Annotated in this window: 21 protein-coding genes; 11 read left to right on the top strand and 10 right to left on the bottom strand. The window is 65.1% G+C overall.

All coding sequences use genetic code 11. The features are described 5' to 3' along the window. Positions 1-153: 153 nt before the first annotated feature. Together NGM99_RS16340 and NGM99_RS16335 are read right to left on the bottom strand one after the other, a co-directional pair. Positions 154-516: a cell division protein ZapA gene (locus tag NGM99_RS16340; RefSeq protein ID WP_252820780.1), complete on the bottom strand. Its 363-nt coding sequence runs from the start codon at positions 514-516 to the stop codon at positions 154-156. An 11-nt stretch (positions 517-527) separates the two neighbouring features. Continuing rightward, complete coding sequence (locus NGM99_RS16335) at positions 528-833, bottom strand: DUF4164 domain-containing protein (RefSeq protein ID WP_435371441.1); 306 nt, start codon at positions 831-833, stop codon at positions 528-530. 289 nt (positions 834-1122) lie between these two features. Between NGM99_RS16335 and tkt the strand changes: the two genes are divergently transcribed. From tkt to NGM99_RS16320, 3 genes are all read left to right on the top strand, one after another. Then, on the top strand, positions 1123-3165 hold the full coding sequence (gene tkt, locus NGM99_RS16330) for a transketolase (RefSeq protein WP_252820778.1): 2043 nt from the start codon (positions 1123-1125) through the stop codon (positions 3163-3165). A 75-nt stretch (positions 3166-3240) separates the two neighbouring features. Beyond that, positions 3241-4248: a type I glyceraldehyde-3-phosphate dehydrogenase gene (gene gap / locus NGM99_RS16325; RefSeq protein ID WP_252820775.1), complete on the top strand. Its 1008-nt coding sequence runs from the start codon at positions 3241-3243 to the stop codon at positions 4246-4248. 20 nt (positions 4249-4268) lie between these two features. Beyond that, the gene (locus tag NGM99_RS16320; RefSeq protein ID WP_252820773.1) at positions 4269-4832 is read left to right on the top strand and encodes a putative glycolipid-binding domain-containing protein; all 564 of its coding nucleotides are present in this window, start codon (positions 4269-4271) and stop codon (positions 4830-4832) included. 53 nt (positions 4833-4885) lie between these two features. Here the strand turns inward: NGM99_RS16320 and corA are convergent, their stop codons facing one another. After that, entirely contained in the window at positions 4886-5878 is a 993-nt protein-coding gene (gene corA, locus NGM99_RS16315) for a magnesium/cobalt transporter CorA (RefSeq protein WP_252820771.1), read from the bottom strand. 374 nt (positions 5879-6252) lie between these two features. Between corA and NGM99_RS16310 the strand changes: the two genes are divergently transcribed. Next, on the top strand, positions 6253-6951 hold the full coding sequence (locus NGM99_RS16310) for a DUF1013 domain-containing protein (RefSeq protein WP_252820769.1): 699 nt from the start codon (positions 6253-6255) through the stop codon (positions 6949-6951). Here the strand turns inward: NGM99_RS16310 and NGM99_RS16305 are convergent. Both NGM99_RS16305 and NGM99_RS16300 read right to left on the bottom strand, forming a co-directional pair. Beyond that, entirely contained in the window at positions 6917-7663 is a 747-nt protein-coding gene (locus NGM99_RS16305; protein WP_252820768.1) for a helix-turn-helix transcriptional regulator, read from the bottom strand. The genes NGM99_RS16310 and NGM99_RS16305 overlap by 35 nt on opposite strands. Before the next feature lie 42 nt (positions 7664-7705). Next, entirely contained in the window at positions 7706-8077 is a 372-nt protein-coding gene (locus NGM99_RS16300) for a VOC family protein (protein ID WP_252820766.1), read from the bottom strand. Between the two features lie 125 nt (positions 8078-8202). On the opposite strand from NGM99_RS16300, the gene NGM99_RS16295 reads away from it, so the two are divergent. Next, positions 8203-8373, top strand: coding sequence for a hypothetical protein (locus NGM99_RS16295; protein WP_252820764.1), 171 nt, complete (start codon positions 8203-8205; stop codon positions 8371-8373). 16 nt (positions 8374-8389) lie between these two features. Here the strand turns inward: NGM99_RS16295 and NGM99_RS16290 are convergent, their stop codons facing one another. From NGM99_RS16290 to NGM99_RS16280, 3 genes are all read right to left on the bottom strand, one after another. After that, a complete protein-coding gene (locus NGM99_RS16290) occupies positions 8390-9586 on the bottom strand; it encodes a phosphoglycerate kinase (RefSeq protein WP_252820762.1) in 1197 nt (398 codons plus the stop codon). Between the two features lie 64 nt (positions 9587-9650). Beyond that, the gene (locus NGM99_RS16285) at positions 9651-11480 is read right to left on the bottom strand and encodes a potassium/proton antiporter (protein ID WP_252820760.1); all 1830 of its coding nucleotides are present in this window, start codon (positions 11478-11480) and stop codon (positions 9651-9653) included. Positions 11481-11862: 382 nt separating this feature from the next. Beyond that, positions 11863-12843, bottom strand: coding sequence for an NAD(P)H-quinone oxidoreductase (locus tag NGM99_RS16280; RefSeq protein WP_252820847.1), 981 nt, complete (start codon positions 12841-12843; stop codon positions 11863-11865). A 119-nt stretch (positions 12844-12962) separates the two neighbouring features. On the opposite strand from NGM99_RS16280, the gene NGM99_RS16275 reads away from it, so the two are divergent. Further along, the gene (locus tag NGM99_RS16275; protein WP_252820758.1) at positions 12963-13157 is read left to right on the top strand and encodes a DUF1192 domain-containing protein; all 195 of its coding nucleotides are present in this window, start codon (positions 12963-12965) and stop codon (positions 13155-13157) included. On the opposite strand, the gene NGM99_RS16270 is transcribed toward NGM99_RS16275, so the two are convergent. Beyond that, complete coding sequence (locus NGM99_RS16270) at positions 13154-13513, bottom strand: winged helix-turn-helix transcriptional regulator (protein WP_252820756.1); 360 nt, start codon at positions 13511-13513, stop codon at positions 13154-13156. The two genes, NGM99_RS16275 and NGM99_RS16270, sit on opposite strands and share 4 nt — an antisense overlap. Positions 13514-13617: 104 nt before the next feature. Here NGM99_RS16270 and NGM99_RS16265 point away from each other — a divergent pair, with 104 nt between their 5' ends. Next, positions 13618-14631: a zinc-binding alcohol dehydrogenase family protein gene (locus NGM99_RS16265; protein WP_252820753.1), complete on the top strand. Its 1014-nt coding sequence runs from the start codon at positions 13618-13620 to the stop codon at positions 14629-14631. Between the two features lie 147 nt (positions 14632-14778). Then, positions 14779-16053 carry an MFS transporter gene (locus NGM99_RS16260; protein ID WP_252820752.1) on the top strand — a complete coding sequence of 425 codons (1275 nt, stop codon included), beginning with the start codon at positions 14779-14781 and terminating at the stop codon, positions 16051-16053. 81 nt (positions 16054-16134) lie between these two features. On the opposite strand, the gene NGM99_RS16255 is transcribed toward NGM99_RS16260, so the two are convergent. Continuing rightward, positions 16135-16311, bottom strand: coding sequence for a YdcH family protein (locus NGM99_RS16255; RefSeq protein ID WP_252820749.1), 177 nt, complete (start codon positions 16309-16311; stop codon positions 16135-16137). 280 nt (positions 16312-16591) lie between these two features. Here NGM99_RS16255 and NGM99_RS16250 point away from each other — a divergent pair, with 280 nt between their 5' ends. The 3 genes from NGM99_RS16250 to NGM99_RS16240 are packed head-to-tail and all read left to right on the top strand — an operon-like array spanning position 16592 to position 18386. Further along, positions 16592-16795, top strand: coding sequence for a YdcH family protein (locus NGM99_RS16250; RefSeq protein WP_252820845.1), 204 nt, complete (start codon positions 16592-16594; stop codon positions 16793-16795). Positions 16796-16827: 32 nt separating this feature from the next. Then, positions 16828-17313 carry a 5-(carboxyamino)imidazole ribonucleotide mutase gene (gene purE, locus NGM99_RS16245; protein WP_252820842.1) on the top strand — a complete coding sequence of 162 codons (486 nt, stop codon included), beginning with the start codon at positions 16828-16830 and terminating at the stop codon, positions 17311-17313. Further along, complete coding sequence (locus NGM99_RS16240) at positions 17310-18386, top strand: 5-(carboxyamino)imidazole ribonucleotide synthase (RefSeq protein WP_252820748.1); 1077 nt, start codon at positions 17310-17312, stop codon at positions 18384-18386. Before purE ends, NGM99_RS16240 begins: the two co-directional genes overlap by 4 nt. Positions 18387-18399 lie beyond the last annotated feature (13 nt).

Genomic DNA, 18399 nt, shown 5'->3' with positions numbered 1-18399 from the left:
CCAAGGCGACACCTTCGGCGCCCAGAGCCGCTGAACATAGACTGCACATAGACTGCGTACGCGTTATCTCTGCGTATCACCGAGACAAACAAAGGGCGGGCCGCATTTGCAGCCCGCCCTTTGTTTGTTTGCAGATAGGAAGACCGTAGAAGATCAGGCCGACGAACCCAGGCGCTGAGCAAGATGTTCCATGCGCTCGGCGAGCACCACGAGTGCATCGCCCACGGCGGCATCTTCCTGCGTATTGCGGCGAAGCGCGTGGTCGCGCTCTTCGCGTGAGGCCTCGACCTCTTCCTCGAGCCGTTGCACGCGGTTCTGCAATTCGGCCATCTCGTCCATGATCATGATGCCGGCCATCACGGTGAGCCGGCTGTCGCCGATCTCGCCGAACGACTCCTTGAGATGCGAGACGTAGCGGTCGAACCGGCTTGCGAGCCCGATCAGGTGCTGCTCCTGCCCTTCGTCGCAGGCCATGCGATACTGCTTGCCGTCGATGGTGACCGTGACCTGGGGCATCGTCTTGTCCTTCAGCGGTCCAGAACGGCGCGGATGGTTTCCATGGCGGTCACCAGACGGCGCGACACTTCCTTGTTGGCCTCCGCCAAACGCTCTGCGCGCGCTTCCGAACCGTCGAGTTCCTGCGCGAGCCGCGAACGGTCGGCATTCATGCGCTGCAGTTCGGCATCCGCCTCGCCATAGTCCGCGTCGCGCTCGAGCCGCGCGCCCGCGGCCGCTTCGAGCGCGTCGAGCGCCCGCGCCAGTCGCGCCACGGCTTCCGGCAGGGTCACAGCCGGAGAAGACCCGAGTTCGCTTTCAGAAGACCTTGCGTCCAACAGGCTCTCCAGCCGATTCGCGCCCCATGAAATGAGCACCTTGCACCTGAATGATTAGGCGCTGGATGAAGCCCGCGTCAACAAAGGAGCGCCCGTCATCCCCCTTCTTTGCGCGATCCGGCCGGCCCCGACAGAGCGCGCCCGGATCGCTGCGCACCCTGCTTGCCCTCAAATTAAATCGATTAACAAACTCCGTCTCCTTTGTTGACAGGTCATTGGCAACTGTTATGTCTCCCCGCGCTTGGAACGGGGCACAGAGCTTGTGCCGGATAGACTGGAGACAGCGACGATGGCTTCGCGTGAACAGCACGACCGGATGGCGAACGCCATTCGCTTCCTTTCCATGGATGCGGTCGAAAAGGCCAATTCCGGTCATCCGGGCCTGCCGATGGGCATGGCAGACGTGGCGACCGTGCTCTTCACCAAATATCTGAAATTCGACGCGGCGAACCCGACCTGGGCCGATCGCGACCGCTTCATCCTGTCGGCCGGCCACGGCTCGATGCTGCTTTATTCGCTTCTCTATCTCACCGGCTATCCGGACATGACGATCGAGGAGATCGAGAACTTCCGCCAGCTGGGCTCGCGCACGGCCGGCCACCCCGAATACGGCTTCGCGCCCGGCATCGAGACGACCACCGGCCCGCTCGGCCAGGGTCTCGCCAATTCGGTCGGCTTCGCGCTCGCCGAGCGTCACCTGAACGCCGAGTTCGGCGATGCGCTGGTCGATCACCATACCTACGTGATCGCGGGCGACGGCTGCCTGATGGAAGGCGTCAGCCAGGAAGCCATCTCGCTTGCCGGTCACCTCAAGCTCAACAAGCTGATCGTGTTCTGGGACGACAACAGCATCTCCATCGACGGCGCGGTGAACCTGTCGGACTCGACCGACCAGTGCGCCCGCTTCGCGGCCTCGGGCTGGCACACGATCCGCATCGACGGCCATGACCCGGAAGCCATCGGCCGCGCCATCGAGGAAGCCAAGGCGTCCGACCGTCCGACGCTGATCGCCGCCAAGACCATCATCGGCTTCGGCGCGCCGACCAAGGCCGGCACCAAGGCGGTGCATGGCTCGGCGCTCGGCAAGGAAGAGATCGCCGGCGCCCGCGAAAAGCTCAACTGGAGCTACCCGCCTTTCGAAATCCCCTCCGACATTCTCGACGCATGGCGCGAGGCCGGGGTGCGCGGCGCCTCTGTTCGCGAGAAGTGGGAAGGCACTCAGTCCGACAAGCGCGCGGAGTTCGACCGCCGCATGCGCGGCGAGCTTCTGCCCGATTTCAGCAAGACCATCGCCGACTACAAGCGCAAGCTCGCGGCCGACAAGCCCAAGGTCGCGACCCGCAAGTCGTCGGAAATGGCGCTCGAAGTCATCAACGGCTTCCTGCCCGAGACCATTGGCGGCTCGGCCGACCTGACGCCGTCCAACAACACCAAGACGAGCCAGTTGCACTCGATCAAGCCGGGCGAATATGGCGGCCGCTACGTCCATTTCGGCATTCGCGAGTTCGGCATGGGCGCGGCTCTCAACGGCTTGACGCTGCATGGCGGCGTGATCGCCTATGGCGGCACCTTCTTCTGCTTCTCCGATTATGCCCGCCCCGCGATGCGTCTGGCGTCCCTGATGGGCCTCCGCTCGCTCTTCGTGATGACCCACGATTCGATCGGTCTCGGCGAAGACGGCCCGACCCACCAGCCGGTGGAGCACTTGGCGGCCGTTCGTGCGATCCCCAACCACTATGTGTTCCGCCCGGCGGACGCGACCGAAGCGGCCGAAAGCTGGCAGAAGGCCATCGAAAGCACCAAGACGCCTTCGACGCTGGTTCTCACGCGCCAGAACCTGCGTGCCGTGCGTTTGGAATACACGGACGAGAACCTGACCGCGCGCGGCGCCTACGAGCTGGCGGCGGCCGAAGGCGGCGAAGCCAAGGTTTCGATCTTCGCATCGGGCTCCGAGGTCGAGATCGCGCTCGACGCCAAGAAGATCCTCGAGGGCGAAGGCACCCCGACCCGCGTCGTGTCCGTGCCCTGCTTCGAGCTCTTCGAGGAACAGGACAAGGCTTACCGCGAAAGCGTGCTGGGCAATGCACCGGTCCGCGTCGGCGTGGAAGCCGCGATCCGTCTCGGCTGGGACCGCTTCATCGGATCGGACGGCGCCTTCATCGGCATGACGGGCTTCGGCGCCTCGGCGCCGGCCGAAGAGCTCTACAAATATTTCGGCATCACGGCGGAAGCCGTGGCCGATGCCGCCCGCGAGCGCGTCAAGAACGGCGTGCCGCAGGGCGAGGATGCGCGCCAGATCCCCGACAGCGAGCCGGCGCGTCCGCATCCGTGAGACTTCATGCCGTGGGGCGTCCGACGTTCCACGGTTTCACGCTTTGAGCCCAACATCGTCAGTGAGGAAATGACCATGACCGTCAGGGTTGCCATCAACGGCTTCGGCCGCATCGGGCGCAACATCGTTCGCGCCATCTATGAATCGGGCCGCAAGGATATCGAGGTCGTTGCCGTCAACGATCTGGGCCCCGTCGAGACCAACGCCCACCTGCTGCGCTTCGACAGCGTGCACGGCAAGTTCCCGCACGAGGTTTCCGTGTCGGGTGACTCGATCGCGATCGGCGACCAGTCCTTCAAGGTCACCGCGATCAAGGACCCGTCGCAGCTGCCGTGGAAGGATCTCGGCGTCGATATCGCGCTCGAATGCACGGGCATCTTCACCGCCCGCGACAAGGCCGCGGCCCATCTGACCGCCGGCGCCAAGCGCGTGATCGTGTCGGCTCCCGCCGATGGCGCCGACCTGACCGTGGTCTACGGCATCAACCACGACAAGCTGACGGCCGAGCATCAGGTGATCTCGAACGCATCGTGCACCACCAACTGCCTCGCCCCGCTCGCCGCCGTGCTGCATGAGACGGTCGGCATCGAGAAGGGCATGATGACCACGATCCACTCCTATACGGGTGATCAGCCGACGCTGGACACGATGCACAAGGACCTCTACCGCGCCCGTGCGGCAGCGCTCAGCCAGATCCCGACCTCGACCGGTGCGGCGAAAGCCATCGGCCTCGTGCTCCCCGACCTCAAGGGCAAGCTCGACGGCATCTCGATCCGCGTGCCGACCCCGAACGTCTCCGTGGTGGACTTCAAGTTCATCGCCAAGCGCGACACCACGGTGGAAGAGATCAACAATGCGCTGGTCGCGGCGTCCGAAGGCAAGCTCAAGGGCGTGCTCGCGGTGACCCGTCATCCCAACGTGTCGATCGACTTCAACCACGACCCGCATTCCTCCACGGCTGCCCTTGACCAGACCAAGGTGATGGACGGCAATTTCGTGTCGGTCCTGTCCTGGTACGACAATGAGTGGGGCTTCTCGAACCGCATGGCCGACACGGCCGTGGCTTTCGGCAAGACCCTCTAAGTATCGGGCGGCTGGGATCGGTGTTTCAGCCGCTCGGCACGACACGCACCGTCCGCTGGGAACCGGCGGACGGCCAGGGGCTCGAACATTGCACCGTCGAGCCTTTCAGGGATGACATCGAAATCCGCAGCGCCGTCATCGGCGATCGTGGCAGCGCGCCTTACGGGGTCTTGTATCGCATCCGCTGTGATCTTCGCTGGCAGGTCACCGGGTTCAGTGTTGCCACGACCGATGGCGTGATGCTCGCCCTCTCCTCGCCCGAGCCGGGGCGATGGCTCGATGCGGAAGGTGCCCCTCTTCCCCTTTTCGACGGCTGCCTCGACATCGACCTCGCCGGCACGCCCTTCACCAACACGCTGCCGATCCGCAGGCTGAACCTGTCGCCCGACCAAGGCACGGTCGCGCTCGAAATGCTCTACGTGCCGTTCGACAGCTTCAGGCCGGTTCGCGATGGTCAGCGCTACACCTGCCTGAGAGGCGGGCTTTATCGCTACGAGGCGGCGAACCGGAGCTTCACTGCAGAACTGCCGGTGGATGGGGACGGGCTGGTGTTGGATTATCCGGACTTGTTTCGGCGGGTTTGAAGCCTCGGCAGTTCGCGGAGGAGATCGTGAGGCGGAAACGTCAGCCTGCCCCCTTACAACCAGCCGCGCCGCTTGAAATAAAGATACGGCACCACCGCCGACATCACCATCACGCCGATCGCCAGTGGATAGCCGAATTCCCAGTTGAGTTCCGGCATCATCTGGAAGTTCATGCCGTAGATCGACGCCACCAGCGTCGGCGGCAGGAAGGCGACGGACGCGACCGAGAAGATCTTGATGATCTGGTTCTGCTCGAGGTTGATCATGCCGAGCGTGGCATCCAGCATGAAATTCAGGCGCGCGGTGAGCGCGCGGGCATGATCGGCGAGCGAAGACGCGTCGCGCTGGATCAGCTTCGCCACCGACCGGCTTTCCTTGCCGACCTTCTGACCACGGCGGTCGAGCGCCGCATGATAGGCGACGAGGCGCGACACGCTGATCAGGCTTTCCTGGATCATCGTCAGCAACTCCGTCTTGTCGCCGATGCGGTCGAGCAGGGATTGCAGATCGCGCGTCTTCTTGTCGGCCTTCACATGGCCGTTCCGCTTGCCGTTGCGGCCGAAAATCTCGTGCGAGATGCCATCGATCTCGTTGCCGACGCGCTCGAGCGCATCCGCCGTGCGGTCGATCATCGCCTCGATGATGCCGAGCATGATCTCCTCGCCGCTGGCGCAAGGCGCGGCACTCGGGCGCTGGGCGCGCATGGAATAGGCGGCGAAGGGTTTCGCTTCGGCATAGCGCAGCGTGACGAGCGAGCGGTTCTTCAGGATGAATGTCACCGGCGTCTTGATCGGCTCCTCGGTGTCGAGGCGCGCGAGTGCGGTCAGCGTCATGAACTCCGCACCGGCTTCCGTGTAGAGGCGGGCGGAAAGCTCGATCTCCTCCATTTCGGCGCGGGTCGGCAGTTCGATATCGAGAAGCGCTTCGACCCGCGCGACTTCGGTCGGCTCGGGCGAAACGAGATCGATCCACAGCGCTTCGTTCGACACGACGTCGCCGCTGGCGGATACGAGCTGGCCGTTGGTGTTGCTGAACAGGTGCAGCATGGGCAGGCTCCGGATATGCGCTCCGGTGCCGCCCTCCGACGGATCACGTGGAAGGAGAGGCTGTCCGGATCGTGAATGCGGTCGAAGAGGAACTTCGACTGTCGGGGTTCATGGCAGAGGGTTCTTTCTTGTGTGTGACAGGAGGGTGAGACCGCCCCCGTCGCGCGCCATTCAGATGCGCCCGGACGGGCTTTCTGTCAATCGCGGCACTGTCGCAGGCGGGCCACTGTGGGCGGGCTTTCGTTTTCCGTTGAACAGCCGTGCCACTATGGTTATATCGAAGACGGTTTTCCCAACAATCCGGTGGCACTTGTTCGCCACCGCCCGAGGCTCCGGACAGGGCTTCGGGCGAACGAGGAGGTTTACGTTTTCCCATGGCCAACACGCTTCTGATGCCCAAGGCGACCGCCGTCTGGCTGGTCGACAACACCGCGCTCTCCTTCGACCAGATCGCCTTTTTCTGCGGGCTGCATCCGCTCGAGGTGAAGGCCATCGCGGACGGCGAGTCGGCGCAGGGCATCAAGGGCATGGACCCGGTGATGACGGGGCAGCTGACCCGCGACGAGATCGCGCGCGCGGAAAAAGACACCAACTATCGCCTGAAGCTGTCGGAGCCCAAGGTCCGCGTGCCGGAATCCAAGCGCAAGGGCCCGCGTTACACGCCGCTGTCCAAGCGCCAGGACCGCCCGAACGCGATCCTGTGGCTGGTGAAGAACCATCCCGAGCTCAAGGACGCCGCGATCTCGCGTCTCGTCGGCACCACCAAGTCCACCATCGACCAGATCCGCGAGCGCAAGCACTGGAACATGGCGACGCTGACGCCGATGGACCCGGTGGCGCTGGGCCTGTGCTCGCAGATCGATCTCGACCTCGAAGTGAGCCGTGCGGCGGCCGCACGCGGCGCGCAGCCTACGGCGGTCACCGGCGACACGCTGCTGCCCGCCACCCTGACCGAGCGCATGACGCCTTCGGAAGTGGATCGCGACCGCGACGACGAGGAACTGTCGGCCGAAAGCGTGTTCGCCAAGCTGACCGCGCTCAAGGGCCGTTCGGAGGAAGACGACGAGGAATAATCGGTTTCATGTCCGCCGGATCGGATGGTCCGCAGATCTCCATCCGGCGGAAGAAATCGACCAGAAGCTGGCCGCGCGCAGGCTTGAACGAGCGCCCGGCCGGCATCAGTTCCGCGATGCGATCGACGCGGAACATGCGAAAATCGTCACGCAGTTCGCACCAGGCGACGAGCGTCCAGACCTTGCCCCAGAACCATAGGCCCAAGGGGCGCACGTCGCGCCGGGACGGGCGGCTCTGCTCGTCGCAGTAAGACAGATGCACCACCTCGCGGCGCTCGGCGGCACGGTCGAGGCTGTCGAGAAGCGCGCGGTGCGCGTCGCTCACCGCGCCCGCATGATGCGCGTGGATGCCGGTCTGGCCCACCCGCGCGCGCTCGGCCTCGGGCAGGACGGCGGCGATCTTGATCATCGCTTCGGCAGCCGAACGCGCCATCTCGGCGCCGCCAAAGGCCTGCACCATGCGCGCACCCGCGACCAGCGCCACGATCTCGTCACGCGAGAACATCAGCGGCGGCAGCTCGAAGCCGTCGCGCAGGATGTAGCCCACGCCGGCCTCGCCCTCGACCGGCACGCCCGAGGCCTGAAGGTCGGCAATATCGCGGTAGATGGTGCGCTCGGACACTTCCAGCCGTTCGCCCAACCGCCGCGCCGTGACGAGCCGACCGCCGCGCAGGTGCTGGACGATGGCGAAGAGACGGTCGGCGCGGCGCATGGGTTCGGGTCTAGCAGACTTGCAGTGATCGTTCCCAGTTCCTCAGCGCGTGAAAAGCCCGAAGCTGTTGCCGTCCGGGTCGAGGCAATACGCGAAGCGGCCGTCGGGCAGCGACAGAACGGGGGACGCGACCTCGCCGCCATTGTCCCACACGCGGGAAAGAGCTGCGTCGAGATCGGGCACGACGAGGTGAATGGTGATGCCGGTGCCGCGGGGCGCGGGCTTGCCGGGATAGACATGGCCCGCCACCGAGCGGTCATGCGCCTTGGCGAAGTTCGCCATTGGGTTCGGGGCACCCTCCTCGTCGGTGAGCGCGTTGCCGGTGACGACGCCATAGAAGCTCTTGGCGCGGCTGAAATCCGTCACGGGGATTTCGAACCAGACGGCGGCGTGTTCGGGAAGCGGGCTTTGCATCGGAGGTCTCCTTCGGGTCGGTTGGCGGAGGGGACACTAGCAAAGGGCTCCTGACAGCCTTCTGTCAGGATGTTTCAGCGGTCGGCACTTTGACAGAAGCGAGCGCGCCTGCCTAAAGCAGAGCCATGACCAAGGCCGTCTCGATTTTCATGATCGCGCTCATGGCGGTGCAGCTGATCTGGCCGCTCGGCCTGCCGGGGCTGAAGAAGCGCGGCGATTTCTGGAAGCTGGCGCTGCTCGCCATGGTGGCGATGATGGCCACGGTTCTTCTCAAGGAAGTGACGGGCGTCCTTTGACGCCCGCCAGGAGGCGTCAGGCTTTCAGCGCTTCCACGCCCGGCAGTTCCTTGCCTTCCATCCATTCCAGGAAGGCGCCGCCCGCGGTGGAGACATAGGAGAAATCGTCGGCCACGCCGGCATGGTTGAGCGCTGCCACCGTGTCGCCGCCGCCGGCGACCGAGGTCAGGTCTCCCCCCTTCGTGCGCGCGGCCGCATAGCGCGCGGCTTCCACCGTCGCCGTGTCGAAGGGCTGGAGCTCGAAAGCGCCGAGCGGGCCGTTCCAGACCAGCGTCCTGGCGCGGTCGATCCAGCTCTTGACCGCTTCCACCGTCTTCGGGCCCGCATCGAGGATCATGCCGTCTTCCGGCACGGCGTCGAGGTTCAGGACCTCGTGGGCGGCACCGGCCTTGAATTCCTTGGCGACCACGAGATCGGTGGGCAGCACGATGGCGCAGCCGGCATCCGCCGCTTCGAGCTCGATGTCGCGCGCCTTGCCCGTCAGATCGTGCTCGCAGAGCGACTTGCCGACCTTGACCCCGCGCGCGGCGAGAAACGTGTTCGCCATGCCGCCGCCGATGACCAGCGCATCGACCTTGCGAACGAGGTTCATGAGAAGGTCGATCTTGGAAGAAACCTTGGCGCCGCCGACAATGGCGAGAACGGGGCGCTGCGGCTCGCCGAGACCGCTTTCCAGCGCCTGAAGCTCGGCCTGCATGGTGCGTCCGGCGTAAGCGGGAAGAACACGCGCGAGGCCTTCCGTCGAGGCATGGGCGCGGTGGGCGGCGGAGAAGGCGTCGTTGACATAGATGTCACCGTTCGCGGCGAGCGCCTGCACGAAATCCGGGTCGTTCTTCTCCTCGCCCTTGTGGAAGCGGGTGTTTTCCAGAAGCACGACATCGCCGTCCTTCAGCGCGTCGACGGCGGCCTTGGCCTCTTCGCCGATCGCGTCGGCGGCAAAGGCAACGGGCAGGTCGAGCACCTCCGCCGTGGCCGCGGCGATGGGCTCCAGCGAATATTGCGCATCCGGTGCGCCCTTGGGGCGGCCGAAATGGGCGAGCAGAACCACCTTGGCGCCCTTTTCGGAAAGCTCGCGAATGGTGGGCGCGACGCGCTCGATGCGGGTCTTGTCGGTGACCTTCCCATCTTCGGTCGGCACGTTGAGATCGACACGGAGCAGCACGCGCTTGCCCTGGATATCGGCCAGATCGTCGAGCGTCCGGAACTTCGGCATATGCGCACTCCTCGGTGGTTGAATGGGCGGGATATTGCCCGCCGACCGCTTGGTTGCAAGCCTTTTACGAGGCTTCCGCCTGCGTCTCATCTGCCGGTTTGCGCGAGAGCCACTGCGAGATCCGCCGGAACGCGGTCGCGGCACCGGGCACGATCGGCATCACCTCCGTCGTCACCGGCTCGAAGGACAGGCCGAGCGAGGTGATGCGGCCGTTTTCGTCCACGTCGCGAACGATGAGATCGATGGGGCCGAGCGAGATGCGGTCGGCATATTCGGCCTGGCCGCCCAAACGCTGGGTGACGAGCGCGCCGATCGTCAGCTTGCGCTCGGGTTCGGTCAGCGTCGAGCCGTAAGCCGCTTCGAGGTCGCCCGCCGGGCGGCTCGGATCGACCGCGAACTCGCCGAAGAAATCCGCATCCTCGGGCTCGACGCGGGCGGGGCTGGCGAAGAGACGGTCGAGAAGGCGCGAGGAGCGCTGATGCACGAAGATATAGACGTGGTCGCCCGCCTGGAGCCGGCCCGCATCGTTCCAGCGCATGGAGCGCCCGTCGCGCACGATCAGCGAAGGCCGAGCCCAGCGTGGCAGGCGGCGGCCTGCGCGCGTCACCGGGCTGCCCGGCACGACCGTATAGGCGAGGAGCTCGTGATGGACGGAGCCCGGCAATTCCAGCTCGACCTTTTCGAGCGGGCCGATCTTCTGCGGCATGATGAGGCCCAGCCTTCGCGCCAGCGGCCCGACCGTCCAGCCCTGCACGACGAGCGAGACGAGCACCACGATGAAGGCCGTGTTGAAGATGGCGCGGCCGTTCTCCAGCCCGCCCAGAATGGGCGTGATCGCCAGCAGGATCGACACCGCGCCGCGCAGGCCCACCCATGAGATGAACGCCGCCTCGTTGCGGGCGAAGCGGAAGGGCAGAAGGCAGAGCCAGACGGCGACGGGGCGCGCCACGATGATGAGGAACAGGCCCAGGGCGATGCCGACGGGCAGGATCGCGCCGAACTGACTCGGCGTCGCGAACAGGCCAAGCACGAGAAACATCACGATCTGGGCGAGCCAGCTCATGCCGTCATTGAAGCGCTTGAGGGCCGCATGCGAGCGGATCGCCGAGTTGCCGGCGACGAGGCCGGCGAGATAGACCGCGAGAAAGCCCGAGCCGCCAATGGCGCCCGCTGCCGAGAAGACCAGCAGCGAGAGGGTGAGCACGAAGATCGGCTGCAGGCCGCGATCGAGGTCGAGCTTGCCGACCAAACGCACGATCAGCATGCCGCCGCCGATGCCCACCGCCGCGCCCAGCCCCATGTCGAGCAGGAAGCCGCTCAGGAGTTCGAGCCAGACTGTGTCGCCGGAAACCTGAAGGTGCCCCGACAAGAGTTCCACCAGCGTGATCGTGGTGAAGATGGCGATGGGATCGTTGGTGCCGGATTCGATTTCAAGCGTCGCGCGGGTGCGTTCGCGCAGGTTGATGTTGCCGGCGCGAAGCAGAAAGAACACAGCGGCCGCATCGGTCGAGGCGACGGCAGCGCCCAGCAGAAAGGACTCCGCCCAGGAGAAGCCCGCGAGATAATGGGCCGCGATGCCGAAAAGGGCGGTGGTCAATGCCACGCCCGCGGTTGCCAGCGTCAGTGCGGGACCCGCCGCCTGGCGCAGGATGCCGGCGGGCGTGCCGAAGCCCGAATCGAACAGGATCACGGCCAGCGCCAGCGACCCCGCGAAATAGGCCGCTCCCGCATTGTCGAACTGGATTCCCAGACCGTCCGTGCCGGTCAGAAGGCCGATGCCGAGGAAGAGAAGCAGAAGCGGGGCACCGAAGCGGAAGGCGATGAGGCTCGAAAAGGCTGCGGCGAGCATGAGGGCCGTGCCCACCAGCGTGGCGAGGTATAAAGCCTGCTCCATCCGCCGCGTCGTCCCTTCCTGCTCATGCCCCTGTTTCAGTCATAAGGGAAGTTACGGCAAAGACATGGCTGAAAAGGCGGTTCTTCGGGTTTTGTTGGCGTATGTGGGCTTCTGTTGCCGGGGTGACGGCTGAGGAGTCACGCGCGAGATGAGTTTGTTTGCCGGGCGACCGTGCAAGTGGAAACGTCACCCCCACCCCTTACCCCTCCCCACAGGTGGGAGGGGGACGTGAGCGTGGTGCTTGTTCCCTGAAACTTGGTGACAAGCTTTGAAGTGAAGTTCAGCGCGGGCGGCTCCCCTCCCACCTGTGGGGAGGGGTACGGGGTGGGGGTAACCTCACCATCGGCCACACGCGTTTCAGGTTGTCGGATCTCTGAGGTGACTAAACCACGTCCAGCACGATCTTGCCGATATGGGTGCCTTCTTCCATCCGCCGATGCGCCTCCGCGGCCTCGCGCAAGGAAAAGGCGCGGTCCATGACGGGTGCTATTTTCCGCGCTTCGAGAAGCGGCCAGACTCTGGCTTCGAGGGCTGCGGCGACGCCTCCTTTGAATTCGATTGTGCGGGGTCGAAGCGTCGAGCCGGTGTGGGTCAGGCGTTTCATCATCAGGCGGGCGAAATCGGCCTCGGCGACCGCGCCCTTCTGTGTGGCGATCTGCACGATGCGGCCATCGGTTGCCGCGGCATGATAGTTCTTGGCGACATAGTCGCCGCCCACCATGTCGAGAATGACATCCGCCCCTTTGCCTTGGGTCTCGTCCTTCACCGCCTGCACGAAATCCTCGTCCCGGTAGTTGATCGCGCGCACCGCGCCGAGCTTGAGACAGGCTTCGCATTTATCGGCTGAGCCGGCGGTGACGATCACCTTCGAGCCGAGCGCGGTGGCAAGCTGGATCGCGGTCGTGCCGATGCCCGAGGAACCGCCATGGAGCAGAAGCGTCTCGCCGGGCTTGAGCGCGCCGCGCTCGAAGACATTGTGCCAGACGGTGAAAAAGGTTTCGGGGATCGCCGCCGCCTCGCGCATGGAGAAACCGGCAGGGACCGGCAGCGCATTCGAGCCGTGCACCGCGACATATTCCGCATAGCCGCCGCCATTGGTGAGCGCGCAGACCTTGTCGCCGACTTTCCAGCGCCCCGTCCCCTCCCCGACTTCGGCGACCTCGCCCGCGACTTCCAGCCCCGGCAAAGGCGATGCCCCGGGCGGCGGCGGGTAAGCGCCCTTGCGCTGCTGCACATCCGGCCGGTTGACGCCCGCCGCGTGAACGCGGACGAGGATCTCGCCGGGCCTGGGGCTCGGCAGGGGCTGCTCGGACGGCGCCAGAACCTCCGGGCCGCCGGGTTCGGTGATCGCCATCGCCAGCATGGTTGAGGGAAGATCGGTCATGATGGAGCCTCGCGAAACCGGATGAAGGGGCGGTGCCCTTTGAAAAGGTGCCGCCCTATATCGACCAGCCGAAACCGTTTGCCAGAGGAGGAGAGCACATGGCCTTCATCGAAGACGACAAGCCGAAAAAGAAGCTGGTGCACGAGATCGGGCAGGATCTTTCAGCGCTTTCGGTCGAAGACCTCAAGGCGCGCATCGCGCTTCTGCAGGGCGAGATCGGCCGCATCGAGGTGGAGCTGGGCTCCAAGGGCAAGACGATGAGCGCGGCGGAAGCGCTGTTCAAGCGAAGCTAAGCCGCGGCGCGCTCGGTGACGCCTGGAACCACATGCGCATCGCCCCAGTCCTTCAAAGCCTTCAGCACGGGTTCGAGGCTCCGGCCCCGTTCCGTCAGGCTGTATTCGACGCGCGGCGGCACCTGCGGAAAGACTTCACGGTGGATCAGCCCATCGGCTTCGAGTTCGCGCAGCTGGTTGGTGAGCATGCGCTGCGTGCAGTTCGGCACCTTTCGACGCAGTTCGGAGAAGCGCCTGGTGCCCGAAAGCAGGTGATGAAGCACCACGCCTTTCCACTTGCCGTCGATCAGGCTCAGCGTCGCTTCCACCACGCAGCCGGGCGAGCAATCCATACAGGCATGGCGTGGGCGAGCCATCACGGTATCCTTTTCGGCACTATGGGCGAAAATTGTGCGTTCTTGCGTTGAGAAACGTTAGTCCGCATTTGGTTTGCGTTCAATCCAATCCCAAGGAGCTTTCCATGCGCGCCATCGGTTACAAGACGCCCGGTCCCATCGACGCCGAGACCTCACTGACCGACATCGACCTGCCCCGTCCGGTCCCGCAAGGGCGCGACCTGCTGGTGGAAGTGAAGGCCGTTTCGCTCAATCCGGTGGATACCAAGGTGCGCAAGCGCGCAGGCGCCGAAGGCGACGGCTGGAAGGTGCTGGGCTTCGACGCATCGGGCGTGGTTGCCGAGATCGGGCCCGATGTGCGCGATTTCAAACCAGGCGATGCGGTGTTCTATGCGGGTACCATCAACCGCCCCGGCACCAACAGCGAGTTCCATCTGGTGGACGAGCGGATCGTGGGCCCGAAGCCCGAAACGCTAAGCGACGCAGAGGCTGCCGCCCTGCCGCTGACCGCAATCACGGCCTGGGAAACACTGTTCGACCGGATCGAGGTGCGTCGTCCCGTACCGGGCGCGGCAAACGCGATCCTGGTCATCGGCGGTGCGGGCGGCGTCAGTTCGGTGGCCATCCAGCTCGCCCGCCAGCTCACCGATCTGACCGTGATCGCAACCGCCTCGCGGCCCGAAACGCGCGAATGGGTGGAAAATCTCGGCGCGCATCACGTGATCGACCATTCGAAGCCGATGACGCCGCAGGTCGAGGCTCTGGGACTCGGCAAGCCGGGCTTCGTCTTCCTTACCAACGGAACGGATCAGCACCAGGCCGATGTGGCCGACCTCATCGCGCCACAGGGCCGGGTGGGCCTGATCGACGATCCGCAGGGGTTCAACGCGAATCTCTTCAAGGGCAAAGCGGTTTCGCTGCACTGGGAATCGATGTTTACCCGCTCGGTTTATCAGACGCCCGACATGGACGAGCAGGGCAAGCTCTTGGCCGAAATCGCGCGTCTCGTGGACGCGGGCAAGATCCGGACAACCGCCACCGAACATCTGGCACCCATCAATGCCGCCAATCTCAAAAAGGCCCACGCACTGATCGAAAGCGGCAAGGCGCGGGGCAAGCTGGTTCTCGAAGGCTTCTGACGGAAGACCGGATGGGGCTGGGCGAGAGCCCGCCCCAGACCATCTTCCGGCACGATTCGTCGTTTCCTTCGGGGCTCGTCATGCTCCGGCCTTGATAGTGTTGGCATCAGGCGTTTCGCGAGACCATTGCCGGGAGATCACCAGCCGATGTTTGCAGCCTACCGGCCGATCCTGTCGCTGCTGCGCGGCACAGCCTTTCTGCTTGCCGCCACGGGACTGCATGGCCTGCTCCTCCCCTTGCGCGGTCAGGCCGAGGGCTTCTCGACCGCCTCGCTCGGCCTGCTCGGCTCGGCATGGGCGGGCGGCTTCGTGACGGGCTGCTTTCTGGCCCCTCGCCTCGTGCGCTCAGTCGGCCATGTGCGCTCGTTCGGGGCGCTTTGCGCGGCGGGCGCCATCATCGCGCTGCTGACAGGGCTGATCATCAACGAATGGGCCTGGATCGTGCTGCGCATGGGTACCGGCTTCACCATGGCCGGCGCGTTCATGGTGATCGAAAGCTGGCTCAACGAGCGCGCGACCACCGAGAACCGCGGCACCGTGTTCGGCCTCTATATGATGGTGACCTATGCCTCGATCATGGCCGGCCAGATGGTGGTGGCGGCAGGCGATGTGGGCAACGATTCGCTTTTCATGGTGGCGGGCATCCTGTTCTGCTGCTCGCTCATTCCCACCGCCGTGTCGTCCGCCGAAAGCCCGAAGCCGCCGGCTGATGTGAAGCTCGACCTGAAAGCGCTCTACGCCAATTCGCCCGTGTCGCTGATCGGCTGCTTCCTGATCGGCATCGCCAACGGCGCCTGGGGCACGCTGGGCGCGGTCTATGGTGCGCGCATCGGCATCTCGACGGCGGAAATCGCCCTGATGGTCAGCCTCGTGGTCGTCTCGGGTGCGGCCATGCAGATGCCGGTCGGACGGCTTTCCGACCGCATGGATCGCCGCTTCGTGCTGGCGGGCGCGGCACTGGGCTCGTGCATCTTCGCGCTGCTCGTCTTCTTCATCAGCCCGCGCTCGGGCGCGCTGGTGCTGTTTCTGACCGCCGGCTACGGCGCGCTCGCTTATACGCTCTACTCGATCGCGGTGGCGCATGCGAACGACCATGCCTCGCAGCAAGACTTCATGAAAGTGTCGAGCGGGCTGCTCCTGCTTTACGGCTTCGGCACCATGGTCGGACCGGTGATCGGCGCCTTCCTGATGGCCCGGATGCGGCCCGAATCGCTGTTTTTGGCAACGGCGATGGCCCACGCCCTTTTGTGCGCCTACACCATCCTTCGCATTCGCACCCGTGCCGCCGTGCCGGAGGAGGCCAAGGAGGCGTTCCAGACCTTGCCGGCCGAACGCGCCGTCACGCCCGAGGCGTTGCGCCTCGATCCGCGTGGGCCCGCCGAGGACGACACGGCAACGCCGGAAGAAGCCAAGGCTGCCTGAGGGGCCCGGCCCCCTCAAAGAAACAGCGCGGAGATTGCTCTCCGCGCCGCGTCTTCTTGGATCAACGGTTATGCAAAGCCGCTAATGCGTTGATGGCGGCTGAAGCTTCTCGATCTCGTCCTTCAAGGCCAGCTTGCGTCGCTTGAGCGAAGCCACTTCGAGTGGGTCTCGTGATGGATGCAGCTTGGCTGCATCGATCTCACGGTCCAGATCGCCGTGCTTGCGCTTCAGTTCATCAAGGTGGTTGGAAAGCGACATGAACGGATGCTCCCTTCAGGTTTCCGGTGGGGGTTTCGCTTGCGCGCCGCGTGGGCCGTTCATCCTCCTGAAATCAGCCAGAAGGCGTTAGCCGGCGACCGAAGCAAAGAGGAGAATGACACTCTTGGTTCCGCTTGTCGAACGAAAGCGGGACCGATTTCATCACGCTTTGAAACATGTTATTCGGGCTCCAGCCGGATCACGGAAACGGGAATCCAAGGCTTCTCACCGTTTGTCGCGCGCGGATCCGCGCGCCGTTCAGGATTGCGTTACCGCCACGATGCCGGATCAGGAACAGGCTGAAGTTCGCCTCGAATTCGCGAGGCTCCGCCAGGAACATGCCGACTTCGATGCGGCGATCAACGCGATGATGGCGACCGGCTGCGATCCACTGCAGATCCAGCGGATGAAGAAGAAGAAGCTGACGCTGAAGGACAAGCTCAAAAACCTCGAAGACCGGATCGTTCCGGACATCATCGCCTGACCGCCCACTCAACCAGCAGGCCATTCGTGATAATTTCCACACCCGTCGCCGTGATCATGGGCAGCCGCTCCGATTGGGAAACCATGCGGCATGCCACCGAAACGCTGGAGAAGCTCGGCATCGGCTTTTCGGCGCGTGTGGTCTCCGCCCACCGCACACCGGACCGCATGGTGCTCTTCGCCAAGGGCGCGCGCGACGAGGGCTTCAAGATCATCATCGCGGGCGCAGGCGGTGCGGCCCACCTGCCCGGCATGGTCGCGGCGCTCACACCCTTGCCCGTCTTCGGCGTGCCGGTGGAAAGCCATGCGCTGAAAGGCCAGGATTCGCTTTTGTCCATCGTGCAGATGCCGGCCGGCATTCCTGTCGGCACGCTCGCCATCGGCCGTTCGGGCGCGGTGAATGCCGCCCTTCTCGCCGCTTCCGTGCTCGCGCTGTCCGATACGGAGCTCGCCGGGCGCCTCGATGCGTTCCGCGCCGAGCAGACGGCTTCCGTCGCCGAAACCCCGGCCGACGCATGACACCGCTTCCTCCCAACAGCACGATCGGAATCCTGGGCGGCGGCCAGTTGGGCCGCATGCTGGCGCTGGCTGCGGCCCGCCTCGGCTATCGCGTGGCGATCCTCGACCCTGACAAGTCCGCACCCGCGGCCCAGGTCGCCAACATCCATATCGCGGCCCCTTACGAGGACGAAAGCGCGCTCGACGAACTGGCGGCGTTAGCGGACGTGGTGACATTCGAGTGGGAAAACGTGCCGGTCGCGTCCGCGCGCCGCATCGAGGCGCGCACGCCGGTGTTTCCGCCACCCGCAGCGCTCGAAGCCGCGCAGGACCGCTTGACCGAAAAGCGCTTTCTGAACGATCTCGGCATAGAGACGGCCCCCTTCCACGCGGTCGACAGCGACCGGGATGCGCAGGATGCGCTGTTCGAGCTCGGCGGCACCGGCATCATCAAGACGCGCCGCATGGGCTATGACGGCAAGGGGCAGCTGCGCCTGCGCGGCAGCGACGATCTCGGCGGGCTCCACGCTTCGTTCAACAGCGTGCCGCTGATCCTCGAAGGCATCGTGCCCTTCGAGCGCGAGATTTCGGTGATCGCGGCACGCGGACAGGACGGCGCGTTTCTCGCTTTCGATCCCGCCGAGAACGTCCACCGCGACGGCATCCTCCACACTTCTACCGTGCCCGCGACCGTCACGCCGCAGGTGGCGCATGACGCGAAGGACGCAGCGCGCAAGATTCTGGACGCGCTCGACTATGTGGGGGTGATCGGCGTCGAGTTCTTCGTGACCCATGACGACCGCCTGCTCGCCAACGAGATCGCCCCGCGCGTGCACAATTCCGGCCACTGGACGGAAGCGGCCTGCGTGCTCTCGCAGTTCGAGGCGCATATCCGCGCGCTGGTCGGATTGCCTCTGCCCGACGCGTTCCGCCATTCCGATTGCGTGATGGAGAACCTGATCGGCGACGAGGTCACGCAGGCTCCCACGCTTGCCGCCGAGCCGGGTGCGATGGTGCATCTTTATGGCAAGGCCGAAGCGCGGCCGGGCCGCAAGATGGGCCATGTCACGCGCCTCACGCCCCGCCTCGGCTGAGCCGGGCGATCCC

It is taken from the genome of Mesorhizobium liriopis (genome assembly GCF_024053505.1).
Classification (GTDB): domain Bacteria; phylum Pseudomonadota; class Alphaproteobacteria; order Rhizobiales; family Rhizobiaceae; genus Mesorhizobium_B; species Mesorhizobium_B liriopis.
This window is presented reverse-complemented; position numbering and strand designations above follow the sequence as displayed.